Origin of the sequence: Vibrio fluvialis (assembly GCF_900460245.1) — a bacterium.
Taxonomy (GTDB): Bacteria; Pseudomonadota; Gammaproteobacteria; order Enterobacterales; family Vibrionaceae; genus Vibrio; species Vibrio fluvialis.
This window is the reverse complement of the sequence record NZ_UHIP01000001.1, coordinates 38,895-52,757: the sequence shown is the minus strand read 5'-3', so window position 1 is coordinate 52,757 and position 13,863 is coordinate 38,895. Positions and strand designations below refer to the sequence as shown.

The following is a 13,863-nucleotide window of genomic DNA, read 5'->3' as shown; positions in this document are numbered from 1 at the left end:
AGCCCATCAGCACTGAACAACCCGTTTCATGCAGCACAAAACAAAAAAGCCAGCCGCTTGGGCTGACTTTCTCATGAATGACCAGAGAGGATTACAGCTCGCGCACCAGACGCGCAATCTCGTCCCAGTTGCCGCTGTCCATCAGATCGCTCGGCACCATCCAGGTTCCGCCACAGGCAACCACCGACGGGATCGCCAAATAGTCGGCCACATTGCGCGGATTAACGCCGCCTGTCGGCATAAACTGCACCGGATAGACCGCAGACAATGCTTTCAGCATCGCGACGCCGCCCGACGGCTCTGCCGGGAAGAACTTGAGTGTTTTTAGCCCCAGCTCCATCGCCTGTTCAACCAGACTGGGATTATTCACCCCGGGAACAATCGCAATACCGCGCTGTTGGCAGTATTTGACTGTGGTCGGGTTTAATCCCGGGCTGACGATGAAATCGGCCCCCGCGCTGATGGCCTGGTCGACTTGCTGCGTGGTCAGTACCGTGCCTGCGCCAATCAGCAGCTCCGGATACGCGTCGCGCATCAGGCGAATCGATTCCTGCGCCGCATCGGTACGAAACGTCACTTCCGCACAAGGCAGGCCGTTTTCTACCAGCACTTTCGCCAGCGGCACCGCATGCGCCGCATCGTTAATCGCAATCACCGGGACAATTTTGATTTGTTGCAGTCGTTGTTCAAGAGTCATCATCAATACACCTTAAAAAATGAAGCTAAGCAGCGCGACGATCACGAAGGCAATCGTGCCTAGCAGGGTTTCCATTACCGTCCAGGTTTTCAGTGTGGTCTTCTCATCCATTTCCAGCAAGCGGGAAACCAGCCAGAAACCGGAATCGTTGAAGTGTGACAACACCGTCGCACCACCGGCAATCGCAATCACGATAAAACACAAATCCAGCTCACTCAGGCCGACGGTCTGAGACACAATCGGTGCCATCAGCGCCGCGGTGGTGGTCAGCGCCACGGTGGCCGAACCTTGCGCGACGCGCAGACAGGTTGAAATCACAAACGCGGCGACAATCACGGGCATACCCGTGTCCGCCAGTACATCCGCCAACGCCTGACCGATACCGCTTGAGCGCAGCACGCCGCCAAACATACCACCCGCACCAGTGACAAGAATCACCGCACAAATCGGCGCCAGCGCGTCAGTACACAGTTTTTCCAGCTTACCCATGCCGTATTTGCCAGCGAACACACACAAACACACCAGCAAAGTGATCAGCAGGGCGATCGGCGTTTTACCCAGCATACGCAGGAACTCAATCGCGGGTTGCTGACCATCAATCAGGCCCGCCACCGCCAGTGTGTTCAGACCGGTATCCATGAAAATCAGCAATACAGGCAGAATCAGGATCAGCAGAACCGTGGAAAACTTCGGTAAATCAGTTTTGTCTTTGAACATCACTTCGGTGTTCAGAAACGCTTTGGAGAGAGGAATGTTGAATTTATTGCCGGAGTACAGACCAAACAGGTAGGCACCGAAATACCAGGTCGGCATCGCCACCAAAAGGCCGACAATCAGCAGCAGGCCTAAGTCTGCGCCGAGCAAATCCGACGCGGCAACAGGCCCCGGGTGCGGCGGCACAAACGCGTGCATCACCGCAAACGCACCGGCAGCTGGCAGCGCGTATTTGAGCGGCGAACCGCCAAAGCGTTTCGCCACGCTGAACAGGATCGGCATCATTACAATCAGGCCGGCATCAAAGAAAATCGGAAAGCCGAACATCAGCGATGCCACACCAAGCGCCAGCGGCGCGCGCTGCTCGCCGAAATGGCCGATTAAGGTGTCCGCCAGCACTTTCGCCCCGCCAGTCACTTCGAGAATTTTACCGATCATCGCACCAAGGCCGACCAGCAGAGCGACCGAAGCCAATGTGCCGCCAAAACCCGACATCATGGTCGGCACCACTTTCTCACTCGGCATACCAGTGGCGAGGGCGGTGCCAAAGCTCACTAACGTCAGCGAAGCAAAGGCGTGCACCTTCAATTTCATAATCAAAATCAGCAGTGCTGCGATGGCGCAGGCAGCAATCAGCAGCAGATAAGTAGGGTCTGGGCTATGTGCTAATGGTTCCATTTTGTTCACCTTTATCAAGGATTGGATGTTTGTGTATTGGTTCACAAATCTAAAAGTTACGGGTAACATGTTACCGATAACATCACTAAGATAAAGTCAATTCTTAGGGCAAATTTCGAAATTGAGATCTCGCTCAGATCTCGTGATTAAGGAGTCTGTATGACGGGTAGCAGCATTATCGTTATGGGCGTAAGTGGCTCAGGCAAAAGCACCATTGGCGCCAGTATTGCCAAGCATCTCGACGCGAAATTCATCGATGGTGATGACCTACATCCACGCGCCAATATTCAAAAAATGCGCCGCGGTGAACCACTCAACGACGCTGATCGTGCGCCTTGGCTGGAGCGCATTCGCGATGCCGCATTCAGTCTCGAGAACAAGAGCGAACGTGGGGTGATTGTCTGCTCGGCGCTCAAAAGGTGTTATCGCGACCAGATTCGCGAAGGCAATGAGCACATGACGTTTGTGTTTCTTGATGGGGATAAATCTCTGATTCTGGAGCGCATGCGCGCCCGTCAGGGTCACTTTATGAAAACCGATATGCTCGACAGCCAGTTTGCCACGCTGGAGTACCCGACTGCCGACGAGCGCGATGTACTGATCATTCCCATCGATTGCAGCATTGATGAGGTGGTCGCTCATGCCGTCGCGGCACTGACTCAGCAGGAGGCGGTCGCATGATTCAGCCAATCATCGAGCAGGTCACCGAGCGCATTCGCCAGCGCAGCGCACAAACCCGGCAACAATTTCTGGCCAAAACCGCGGCGCAACTCGCAGCCGGGAAAGGCAAAGCCAGCCTGTCGTGCGGTAACTTAGCCCACGCGATCGCCGCATCATGCAGCAACGAAAAATCGCACATTCTTGACTTAACCCGTTCCAATCTGGCCATCGTCACCGCTTACAACGACATGCTCAGCGCCCATCAGGTCTATAAAAACTATCCTGAGCAAATCAAAGCCACACTGGCACCGCTTGGCCATACTGCGCAGGTGGCTGGCGGCGTACCCGCGATGTGCGATGGCGTGACTCAGGGCCAACCGGGCATGGACATGTCGCTGTTCTCACGCGATCTGATTGCCCAGACCACAGCGATGTCTCTCAGCCACAACATGTTCGATGGCACCCTGCTGCTCGGCATCTGTGACAAAATAGCCCCAGGGCAACTGATGGGCGCCCTCGCCTACGCTCATTTGCCGACCGCGTTCATTCCTGCCGGTCCCATGGCGACCGGGATCAGCAACGAAGAAAAAGTTGATGTGCGCCAGAAGTACACCGCCGGTCAGGTCGGTCGCGACGCATTGCTGGAGATGGAATGCAGCTCTTATCACTCACCGGGCACCTGCACCTTTTATGGCACCGCCAACACCAACCAACTGGTGTTTGAAGCCATGGGATTGATGTTGCCGGGATCAGCGTTTGTACCACCGCACAGCGCGCTACGCCAGGCGTTGACCGATTACGCCGCCCAAGCAATTGCGGCGCAGGCGCCGGGCACACCGGGTTATCGCCCTTTGTGCGACGTGGTGACCGAAGAAAGTCTGGTCAATGGCGTGGTAGCACTACTGGCTTCCGGCGGCAGCACCAACCACACCATTCACATGGTCGCAGTCGCGCGCGCCGCGGGCCTGATTCTGACTTGGCAGGACATCAGCGATCTGTCCGATGTGGTGCCGCTGCTGGTCAATGTCTATCCGAACGGCACCGCCGACATCAATGAATTTGAAGCCGCCGGCGGCGTGCCGATGCTGATGACGCGCCTCAATGAGCGCGGCCTGCTGCATCAGAATGTGACGCCCGCCATCGGCAGCTTTGAGCAGCAATTGCAGCGCCCACAGCTGCAGCGTGGCGAACTATACTGGCAAGCGTGCACCGAGACTCTCAACCCCAGCGTGATTGCGCCGCAAGGCGAAGTGTTTCAGGCCAGCGGCGGTATTAAAGTGCTGCAAGGCAACTTGGGCCAGAGCGTGATTAAGATTTCTGCGGTCAAAGCGCAGCATCACGTGATTGAAGCCGAGGCGAAGGTGTTCGATTCGCAGCACGATGTCGAAGCGGCCTATCATCGTGGCGAACTCAATCAGGATTGTGTGGTCGTCGTACGCTACAGCGGACCTGCGGCCAACGGCATGCCGGAGCTGCACAAACTGATGCCGATTCTGGGCAACGTGCAAAAAGCGGGCTATCGCGTGGCGCTGGTCACCGATGGCCGTTTGTCGGGTGCATCGGGCAAAATTCCGGCCGCGATTCATGTTTCGCCAGAAGCACTGCGCGGTGGCGCGATTGGTTTGCTTCAAAATGGAGACCGGATTCGTCTCGATGCCACTCAAGGTCAGTTAACCTGTTTGACGGATTTACGTGGCCGCAAGGCGGTGGCACCCAACTGCGCAGCAACGCAGCAGAGTTGGGGCAGAGAGTTGTTTGCTCAGGCGCGCCATCTGGTGACAGCGGCGGATCAGGGCGCGACGTTTCTATTCGACGCGCAGTAAAGTGAGAATTACAGGCTGTCGCCTTCGGTGAGGCGATAGCCGAGATCAAACACTTTCTGCTCCACCGTTTCTCCTGAGAGCGCAGCCAGCAAGAGCTCTGCGCTTTTTTTGCCAATTTCAAAACGCGGCGTTTCAACACTGGTCAGCTTAGGAATGATTGCCTGACCGATATCCAACGCGTTATACCCGACCACACCAATCTGCTCTGGCACTTTGATACCTTTGTGGGCGCAATACATCATGGCACCAATCGCCACGTCATCGTTGGTGCAGAAAATCGCATCCAGTTGCGGCTGTTCGCGCAGCGCCTTTTCCAGCAGCGCACCACCGAGCGTAAAGCTCGAATGCTCACCCGTTGAGACCTGCAGCGGCTCCAGTCCGGCATCCTGCATCGCTCGCTCATACCCTTTCATCCGCAAGCGGGTTCGCGTATCCAAGCGCGCACCGAGATAAACGATGTGCTTTTTGCCGCGCGCAATCATGTTCTGCACCACTTCGTAAGAGGTTTGCTCGTGATCAAGCCCGACCGCCATATCAATCGGGCTGAGCGGAATTTCCATGGTTTCCACCACCGGGATGCCAGCCGAGTTGAGCATCTGCAACGTGCGGTCGGTGTGGTTGGTTTCGGTCAGGATCAAGCCATCCACACGATAGGACAGCAATGCCGCGATCTTCTCTTCTTCCTCTTTAGAGCTGTAGCCGGTATGCGCAATCAGCGTGTCGTAACCAGCCGCTTTGGTGACCGCTTCGATCCCCTGCACCAGATGGGCAAACACTTGGTTGGAGAGCGAAGGCAGAATAATGCCAATCGCACGGCTGGAGGATTTGGACAGAATCGCCGGTACGCGGTTCTGGATGTAACCGAGCTCATCAATCACTGCCGCGATTTTTTCCTGGGTTTTCTGCGCCACCGAATTCGGGTCACGCAAATAGCGCGACACGGTCATCTTGGTGATGCCCACCTGGTCGGCAATGTCTTGTAATGTCGGTCTGGTTTTTCGCTGCATACTTATCCTAATCGGTGCGGGCTAACGCCGCCCTGTCACGACCCCGGTGTCGGCGGGCTATGATAAAACAAGGCTGTAACCGAAACTACGCCAGTTTTTCACAAAAGCACGCCAAACTGAGCGATCGCGTGCGCATTTACGCATTTTTCTCATATTCGATGTGGTTGATGAACCACTCTTTCTCGCCACTCGGCGTACGGACCACGAACTCGTCATCGACCTCTTTTTTCAGCAGCGCCCGCGCCATCGGCGAGTCAATCGAGATGTAATCTTTCACATCGTCGCCGTAAATTTCTTCTGGCCCGACGATGCGGAATTTTTTCACTTCGCCCGCGCTGTTTTCAATTTCAACCCAGGCGCCGAAGAACACTTTGCCTTCCTGCTGCGGAGAGTAATCGACGATTTTCAGCTCTGGCAGCAGCTTGCGCAGAAAACGCACCCGGCGGTCGATTTGACGCAGCAGACGCTTGTTGAACGTGTAGTCCGCATTCTCGGAGCGATCACCAAGGCTGGCCGCCCAAGTAACGATTTTGGTCACTTCCGGACGGCGTTCATTCCACAGATAGTCGTGCTCTTTTTTGAGTTTATTGTACCCTTCGCGGGTGATCAGCTTGGTTTTCATTTACACCTTAAACATTCTAATAATCATTTGGTTAAAAAAAGCCAAAACCTAAAATCACATCATTTTAGTTTGTTTTATTACATTAAAAAACACTGTTTCAATAGCATTGTGCGATTAAGAATTACTTTCGAGTCGACTTTATTATGTCTGCACACGATGCAAAACTCCAAATCCTCGCCAGCGCTAAAGAGTTGCTGACCCTGATTGTCATGCTGCTTATCGCACCACTCGCCCTGTATATTGACCTCGCGATTCTGCACAACGACATCGGCGAGATCTCCGTCACCGAGCTCACTCAGGAAACATTCGTCGCTTTTGCCGCGCTGCTGTTTGCGCTGGCAGCCAAACGCACGCCACCAGCACGCGGTTTTTATCTGCTGGCGGCGGGCTTCTTCAGCTGCGTACTGATCCGCGAGCTCGACCAGCTGTTTGACCACGTCTATCACGGTTTCTGGCTGATTCCGGCTCTGCTGACGGCCATGCTGTGTATCGGGTACGCATGCCTGTACTGCAACGACTCCATCTGGATTCCGCTGGCTGCCTTTACAAAGCAAAGAGAGTATGTGTATATGGTCGGCGGATTACTCATGGTGCTGGTCTTCAGCCGCGTGTTCGGAAGCGGACGACTGTTGTGGGAGCACATCATGGGTCAGGACTACAATTTTGTATTCAAGAGTGCCTTGCAGGAAGGACTCGAGCTGCTGGGGTACACCTGGATGAGTTACGCCGCCTATTGCCAGTGCTGGCGCCCCCAAACCCACACCGACGAAATTCAATCTTCTCTGACAAGGCTGGTAGACGTTTAAAATAGACTCTGTTGCCCCCACTTCAGTGATTCTGTTGTAAAAAGTGATATCAACCATGAGCTTAGCTATCTGTCAATCGATTGCCAAAGAGCTGAACGTTCGCTCAGAGCAAGTCATCGCCGCCGTCAAACTGATTGACGACGGCAACACCGTTCCGTTTATCGCCCGTTACCGTAAAGAGGTCACCGGCGGTCTGGACGATACCCAGCTGCGTACGCTGGACAGCCGCCTCGCATACCTGCGCGAAATGGATGACCGCCGCCAGACCATTATCAAATCCATTCAGGATCAGGGCAAACTGACTCCTGAACTGGAACAAGCGATTCAGGACGCCGACAGCAAAACCCGTCTGGAAGATCTGTATCTGCCATACAAACCTAAGCGTCGCACCAAAGGCCAAATCGCAATTGAAGCGGGTTTAGAACCGCTGGCAGATAAACTGTGGACGCAGCCGGATACCGATCCGGAGCGTGAAGCAGAACGCTACATTGCTGCCGACAAAGGCATCGACGACAGCAAAGCAGCGCTGGACGGCGCACGCGCCATCATTATGGAACGCATCGCTGAAGATGCGAACCTGCTGGAAAAAATCCGTCAGCACCTGACGCGTAACGCCGAAATCGTCTCGCGCGTGGTGGAAGGGAAAGAGCGTGACGGCGAGAAATTCAAAGATTACTTTGACCACCGCGAGCCCATCAGCAAAGTGCCGTCGCACCGTGCGTTGGCCATGCTACGTGGCCGCAACGAAGGCTTCCTGACCCTGACGCTCAACGCCGATCCGGAATTGGAAGAGACCGCGCGTCAGTCGTACTGCGAAACCCTGATTGCCGAACATTACGGCATTCACCTCAGCCAAGCGGCAGCCGACGCGTGGCGCAAACAGGTGATCAGTTGGTCATGGCGCATCAAGGTTTCGATGCACATGGAAACCGAATTGATGAGCGCGATGAAAGAGCGCGCCGAAATCGATGCTATCGACGTGTTCGCCACCAACCTGAAAGATTTGCTGATGGCAGCCCCGGCAGGCCCGCGCGCAACCCTTGGCCTCGATCCGGGCCTGCGTACTGGGTGTAAAGTGGCGGTGGTGGATGCCACCGGTAAAGTGCTCGCGACTGACACCATTTATCCGCACCAACCGCACAATCAATACGACCGCGCGATGGCGAGCGTGGCAGCGCTGGTGAAGCAACACCATGTCGATCTGATTGCGATCGGTAACGGCACCGCATCGCGTGAAACCGACGCTTTTGCTGCTGACCTCATCAAGCGCGGCAACCTCAAAGTGCAAAAAATCACGGTGAGCGAAGCCGGCGCCTCGGTGTATTCAGCGTCCGAACTGGCTGCCAAAGAGTTCCCGAATCTGGATGTTTCCCTGCGCGGCGCAGTGTCCATTGCCCGTCGCCTGCAAGACCCGCTGGCAGAGCTGGTGAAAATCGATCCGAAATCCATCGGGGTCGGCCAATATCAACACGACGTCAGCCAGTCGATGCTGGCCAAGCGTCTTGATGCCGTGGTGGAAGACTGTGTGAACGCCGTGGGCGTGGATGTCAACACTGCCTCTCCGGCGCTGCTCACGCGCGTCGCGGGCCTGTCGAGCACGCTGGCGCAGAATATCGTGGACTACCGCGATGAAAACGGCCGCTTTGATTCGCGCAGTGCACTGAAAAAAGTGCCGCGTCTGGGGCCAAAAGCCTTTGAACAGTGTGCCGGCTTCCTGCGCATTATGGATGGCAAAAACCCGCTCGATGCCTCTGCGGTGCACCCGGAAGCGTATCCGGTAGTGAAAAACATCGCGGAGAAAAACCAAAAAGCGATCAAAGCGCTGATTGGGAACAGCGAGTTTCTGCGCAACCTGCGCGCGGTCGATTACACCGACGAACACTTCGGGGTGCCGACCGTGAGCGACATCATCAAAGAGCTCGACAAGCCGGGTCGTGACCCGCGCCCTGAGTTCAAAACCGCGACCTTCGCCGACGGCGTGAATGAAGTATCGGATCTCGAAATCGGCATGGTGCTGGAAGGCGTGGTGTCGAACGTGGCCAACTTCGGCGCATTTGTCGACATCGGCGTGCATCAGGACGGGTTAGTCCACATCTCTGCGCTGACCGATCGCTTTGTCTCCGACCCTCGCGAAGTGGTCAAAGCGGGCGACATCGTGAAAGTTAAGGTCATGGAAGTTGACGTGCAGCGTAAACGCATTGCGCTTACTATGCGCCTGAATGACGAACCGGGCCAGGAAAGCCGTCCGGCGCGCAGCAGCCAGCCGCGCCAAGAGCGTTCGCCGCGTCGGCGTGATGAACCGTCCAACGCGGGTGGCGCGATGAGCGGCGCCTTTGCCGCGGCCTTTGCCAAAGCGAAGAAATAAGCGCTATTGAGCTGAAAAAGAAAATCCCCAGTGGAATATTCCGCTGGGGATTTTTTCTGCGTGTCTCATCGCAAGCGATGACTACAAGACCGCAATCACTTCTGATGGCGTGTTCGGCGCTACAGCATGGCCGTAATGGAATTTGATTACGGTGCGCCGCTTGGCCATTTTGCCTTCAGTTATCGCAGCATCAATAACGCGTTTCGGCAGGCGAAACCGCATCGCATAACCTTTACCCTGCGAATGGCTGTAAGTCGACAAAGCCAGCAGATCGAACAATCGCTCCAGCTCACTTTTCGGCTCGTCATGCGGACGCACCGTCGTCTCGGTCTCCTGATCCAGCTCATAGCCGGGATGCTCAGACGGATCCCAGGACGACTGCTTACGCCGTTTGTCGTCGCCTTTGACCTTACGCTCCGCGTTGGGTTTGGTCAGCTCTACTGTCGGCATCACAGGCTCACGGACTCGGTTGTCACGCGCGGCCTGCTCTGTCGGCACGTTTACTGATGGGGCGATAAGTGGCACGCTGACATTTGTCGGTGACACGATCATAGCCGAAACCTCCTCAGTATCGCCCGGCCCGGTCGGCGCGTTCACGCGTCGGGGTTAGCTTATTTATCGACCAGTAGTGACAAACATTGAGTGATATTTATGTTAACGCGCGGAATTAAGCCAAAGGTTTAGTGTTGTCCGGCGAACGCCACCAGTTGCTGACAGAAAGTGTCAAACTCTGTCATGAACGGCGCATGGGAAGATTCGGTGAAAATATATTGCTGACTGTCTGGCACCACCTGAGCCAGATCGTGCGCCACTTTAACCGGCACCAACCCGTCAAGGCGACCATACAGGCGCAGCAGCGGCACCGAAATGTGCGGCAGTTGCTCACGCAAATCGACATTAGCCAACATTTGCAAGCCCGCCAGCAAAGAGTGTGGGTTCGGGCTGGGACGCGACAACACTGCCTGCTTGAGGGTTTTGACGTCCTGACGCGCGGATGGGCTGCCCATTGCCTGCAACGCCATAAAGCGCTCAATCGTGGTTTGAAAATCGTCCACCAGTTGATCGGTAAACGCACTCAGCACCTGAGGCTGAATGCCACGCCACGGGCGCTCGGCAGCAAATTTCGGTGATGAGGCGACCGTGACTAATTTGGCAACATACTCGCTGTGGTGCAGCGCCATATGCGTCGCCACCAGCCCACCCAGTGACCAACCGACCCAAATCGCCTGCTTCGGAGCACGTTCCGTCAAACGTTGAGCAATGGCTTCGAGAGAATCCGCATGTTGATCGGCGCTGTGTCCGTAGCCGGGCAAATCGACCACATGCACGCGAAAATGCGCAGCCAGTACCTCGGCGGTTTGCTGCCACACGGCGCCATTCATCCCCCAGCCGTGCACCAACACCAAATCCGGGCCGCTGCCGTTTACCTGCCAATACAACTCCGCTGCCATCGTCACATGTTCTCCTACTTATTCCATGCACACCGTGCTTGAGCCTGTCGCAATGATAGCGCCATACCCTTTAGTTTTGGTCTGTTATGTTAACCAATCGACTTCAAAAAACCATGTTTTCGTGGCTGAGACCGTCGTGTCAGCTGTGCGGTTTGCCCCTTGAATCGCATAACACGCAGAGCTTGTGTGGCGCATGCCTCAACTGGTACGCACCAACCACGCGTTGCGCTCGCTGCGGCCTGCCTTGTGAAACCGCCACCGAACAGTGTGGCCAATGCCTGACATCGCCGCCGCCGTGGCATAAGCTCTATTGTTTGGGCGATTACCGTTTTCCACTCAGTCAGAGCGTGCATCAGCTCAAATATCAGCGCCAGTTCTGGCAAGCGCAGCCGCTGGCCGGATTGTTAGCCCCACGAATAGTATCGCCCGCCCCTCTGGTGACCTGCGTGCCGCTGCACTGGCGCCGCCATGCCTGGCGCGGTTTCAATCAAAGTGATGTTTTGGCACGTCAACTTGCGCAGCAACTCGGCAGCCAATACCAGCCTCGGCTGTTTTCCCGTCGCCTGGCCACCCCGCCGCAGCAAGGCCTGAACAAAGCTCAGCGCCGGCGCAATCTCAACCAAGCTTTTGTCTTAAACAGTGCACCGAGCCACAGACATATCGCGATCGTTGATGATGTCGTCACCACAGGCAGTACGGTGCGACAATTATGCAATTTACTGCTTGATGTAGGCGTCGAAAGCCTTGATATTTACTGCATATGCCGCACTCCTGAACCGGGTGACTGACCCCAGCGTTAAAATGCGCTCACAAAAAAGGGCTGGATCCTCGGCTCGACAGGAGTAGAATGGTGACTAAATAGCCTACAATTTTACTCAGGTATTCGTCGTGTCAAATACTATTACTATTACCGAATCTGCCCAGTCTCACTTTGCTAAGCTGCTTGCTCAGCAACCAGAAGGCACTAACATTCGTGTGTTCGTGGTCAACCCGGGCACCCAAAATGCGGAATGTGGCGTGTCTTACTGCCCGCCTGAGGCTGTGGAAGCTACCGATACTGAAATCCCATACAGCGATTTTTCTGCGTATGTGGACGAACTGAGCCTGCCATTCCTGGAAGAAGCCGTGATCGACTTCGTAACAGACAAAATGGGCTCACAACTGACGCTGAAAGCACCGAACGCGAAAATGCGTAAAGTGTCGGATGACGCCTCACTGATGGAACGCGTTGAATACGCGATTCAGACTCAGGTTAACCCACAACTGGCAGGTCACGGCGGTCACGTCCAACTGTTGGAAATCTCGGACGACGGCGTTGCGCTGGTTCAGTTCGGCGGCGGCTGTAACGGCTGTTCAATGGTGGACGTAACACTGAAAGAAGGGATCGAAAAAGAGCTGCTGGCTCAGTTCGAAGGTGAACTGACTGCGGTGCGCGATTCCACCGAACACGATCGTGGTGAGCACTCTTACTACTGATACACCGACAACGAAAAGCTGATGCGTGCATCAGCTTTTTTTATTTTCTGCGCCAGCACGTGTGGTCGCCTGTAAAGAGTGATATTTTCACTCGCAAGATTTTCTCATATAGTAAGAAAACTTTTGAATGCGAAGGAGTTAGCGTATGCCATCTAAATCATTACCGGAGATTTTGGCCCGTAGTACGGTTGCCAAGTCGAGACTGTTTGCCATTGAGGCGCTCGACCTCCGTTTTTCTAATGGTGAGCAACGCACCTACGAACGCATGAAACCCAGTGGCCGCAACGCCGTGATGATGGTACCAGTCACCGAGAGCGGCGATCTGCTGTTGGTGCGCGAATACGCCGCGGGCACTGAAAACTACGAACTCGGTTTTCCCAAAGGTTTGATTGACCCGGGAGAATCAGCTCAGGAAGCCGCCGTGCGCGAACTGAAAGAAGAGATTGGCTTTGGTGCGCATCGCTTAACCCACCTCAAAGAAGTGGTGTTGGCGCCGTCGTATTTTTCCAGCCGTATGACACTCTTCATCGCACAGGATCTATACTCAGAACAATTGGAAGGCGATGAACCTGAGCCACTCGAAGTGGTTCGCTGGCCCCTCGCTCAAGCCGAAGAGTTGCTGACTCACTTAGATTTTAGCGAAGCTCGCAGCATCACTGCACTACTGCTCGCTCTGCGCCATTTGCAATCCTGACCAGCAGAGCTAAAGGAAAGAGTATGCCTACCGCCAAAGATCTGTCTCACCTGCTGCCCGATGTCATCAGCATCGCGCGTTCTGCCGGACAACTGATTCTCGATATTTACGAGAACAAATCCTACGAATCCTATACCAAAAGTGATGAAACCCCAGTCACCAGCGCCGATCTCGCAGCGCATAAACTGGTGGTGGAACGCCTGAGCGAACTGACACCGGACATTCCGGTGTTATCCGAAGAAGCGGCGAACATTAGCCTGACCACGCGGGAAACCTGGCAGCGCTATTGGCTGGTTGACCCCTTGGATGGCACGCAGGAGTTCATCGCCCGTAGCGGTGATTTCGCGACCATCATTGCGCTGGTGGAAAACAACCGACCAGTGATGGGCGTGGTGTATGGCCCGGTTTCCGGCGTCACTTACTACGCGTATTCCGGCAAAGGCGCATGGAAGATCCCGGATATGTCGGAAAGCCTGCGCATCGAGACCCACAAACATGAACTGCCGGGACAGTCGATCGCGATTGCCATCAGCCGCCGTCAGGACATTAACCGCATTACCAACCGGTTAAGCAGTCAATGGAACTACGAATTGGTGCCACTCGGCTCTGCAGCACTCAAAGCGTGCCTGGTCGCAGAAGGGGCGGTCGATTGCTACCTGCGTCTAGGGCCGACTGGCGAGTGGGACACCGCCGCGACCCAGTGTATTGTAGAAGAAGCCGGCGGGCGCATACTCAGCACCCAGTTAGAACCGCTGTCGTACAACGAGCGGGATACGCTGGAGAACCCGAACTTTATTGTGCTGGGTGACGCTGACCTGCCATGGGACAAGATTCTCAAGGTCAAAGATTAAAAAAGGGCGAGATAATCTC

General features: G+C 55.2%; 14 protein-coding genes. 8 read left to right on the top strand and 6 right to left on the bottom strand.

Features of this window, described 5'->3' with window-relative positions:
- Nucleotides 1-91: 91 nt before the first annotated feature.
- Nucleotides 92-697 (bottom strand): bifunctional 4-hydroxy-2-oxoglutarate aldolase/2-dehydro-3-deoxy-phosphogluconate aldolase, encoded by a 606-nt coding sequence (locus DYA43_RS00255; RefSeq protein ID WP_172465285.1) that lies wholly within the window; start codon nucleotides 695-697, stop codon nucleotides 92-94.
- A 12-nt stretch (nucleotides 698-709) separates the two neighbouring features.
- Nucleotides 710-2,089, bottom strand: coding sequence for a GntP family permease (locus DYA43_RS00250; RefSeq protein ID WP_061057136.1), 1,380 nt, complete (start codon nucleotides 2,087-2,089; stop codon nucleotides 710-712).
- Nucleotides 2,090-2,248: 159 nt separating this feature from the next.
- On the opposite strand from DYA43_RS00250, the gene DYA43_RS00245 reads away from it, so the two are divergent.
- Both DYA43_RS00245 and edd read left to right on the top strand, forming a co-directional pair.
- On the top strand, nucleotides 2,249-2,770 hold the full coding sequence (locus DYA43_RS00245) for a gluconokinase (RefSeq protein WP_061057135.1): 522 nt from the start codon (nucleotides 2,249-2,251) through the stop codon (nucleotides 2,768-2,770).
- Nucleotides 2,767-4,572 carry a phosphogluconate dehydratase gene (gene edd / locus DYA43_RS00240; protein ID WP_061057134.1) on the top strand — a complete coding sequence of 602 codons (1,806 nt, stop codon included), beginning with the start codon at nucleotides 2,767-2,769 and terminating at the stop codon, nucleotides 4,570-4,572. The genes DYA43_RS00245 and edd overlap by 4 nt, the downstream gene beginning before the upstream one ends.
- Nucleotides 4,573-4,580: 8 nt before the next feature.
- On the opposite strand, the gene DYA43_RS00235 is transcribed toward edd, so the two are convergent.
- Both DYA43_RS00235 and greB read right to left on the bottom strand, forming a co-directional pair.
- Nucleotides 4,581-5,579: a LacI family DNA-binding transcriptional regulator gene (locus DYA43_RS00235; protein WP_020329347.1), complete on the bottom strand. Its 999-nt coding sequence runs from the start codon at nucleotides 5,577-5,579 to the stop codon at nucleotides 4,581-4,583.
- A gap of 136 nt (nucleotides 5,580-5,715) precedes the next feature.
- A complete protein-coding gene (gene greB / locus DYA43_RS00230; protein WP_020329346.1) occupies nucleotides 5,716-6,201 on the bottom strand; it encodes a transcription elongation factor GreB in 486 nt (161 codons plus the stop codon).
- Nucleotides 6,202-6,344: 143 nt separating this feature from the next.
- Here greB and DYA43_RS00225 point away from each other — a divergent pair, with 143 nt between their 5' ends.
- On the top strand, nucleotides 6,345-7,007 hold the full coding sequence (locus DYA43_RS00225) for a hypothetical protein (protein ID WP_055453005.1): 663 nt from the start codon (nucleotides 6,345-6,347) through the stop codon (nucleotides 7,005-7,007).
- Nucleotides 7,008-7,062: 55 nt separating this feature from the next.
- Nucleotides 7,063-9,372 carry a Tex family protein gene (locus tag DYA43_RS00220; RefSeq protein ID WP_061057133.1) on the top strand — a complete coding sequence of 770 codons (2,310 nt, stop codon included), beginning with the start codon at nucleotides 7,063-7,065 and terminating at the stop codon, nucleotides 9,370-9,372.
- An 81-nt stretch (nucleotides 9,373-9,453) separates the two neighbouring features.
- On the opposite strand, the gene DYA43_RS00215 is transcribed toward DYA43_RS00220, so the two are convergent.
- Both DYA43_RS00215 and bioH read right to left on the bottom strand, forming a co-directional pair.
- Nucleotides 9,454-9,924: a hypothetical protein gene (locus DYA43_RS00215; protein WP_020329343.1), complete on the bottom strand. Its 471-nt coding sequence runs from the start codon at nucleotides 9,922-9,924 to the stop codon at nucleotides 9,454-9,456.
- 128 nt (nucleotides 9,925-10,052) lie between these two features.
- Entirely contained in the window at nucleotides 10,053-10,823 is a 771-nt protein-coding gene (gene bioH / locus DYA43_RS00210; protein WP_020329342.1) for a pimeloyl-ACP methyl ester esterase BioH, read from the bottom strand.
- A gap of 86 nt (nucleotides 10,824-10,909) precedes the next feature.
- Here bioH and DYA43_RS00205 point away from each other — a divergent pair, with 86 nt between their 5' ends.
- From DYA43_RS00205 to cysQ, 4 genes are all read left to right on the top strand, one after another.
- Nucleotides 10,910-11,611 (top strand): amidophosphoribosyltransferase, encoded by a 702-nt coding sequence (locus DYA43_RS00205; RefSeq protein ID WP_061057132.1) that lies wholly within the window; start codon nucleotides 10,910-10,912, stop codon nucleotides 11,609-11,611.
- 100 nt (nucleotides 11,612-11,711) lie between these two features.
- A complete protein-coding gene (gene nfuA / locus DYA43_RS00200; protein ID WP_024373335.1) occupies nucleotides 11,712-12,299 on the top strand; it encodes a Fe-S biogenesis protein NfuA in 588 nt (195 codons plus the stop codon).
- A gap of 145 nt (nucleotides 12,300-12,444) precedes the next feature.
- Complete coding sequence (gene nudE, locus DYA43_RS00195) at nucleotides 12,445-12,993, top strand: ADP compounds hydrolase NudE (protein ID WP_020429366.1); 549 nt, start codon at nucleotides 12,445-12,447, stop codon at nucleotides 12,991-12,993.
- A 23-nt stretch (nucleotides 12,994-13,016) separates the two neighbouring features.
- Nucleotides 13,017-13,844 (top strand): 3'(2'),5'-bisphosphate nucleotidase CysQ, encoded by an 828-nt coding sequence (gene cysQ, locus DYA43_RS00190; RefSeq protein ID WP_020429367.1) that lies wholly within the window; start codon nucleotides 13,017-13,019, stop codon nucleotides 13,842-13,844.
- Nucleotides 13,845-13,863: the final 19 nt, after the last annotated feature.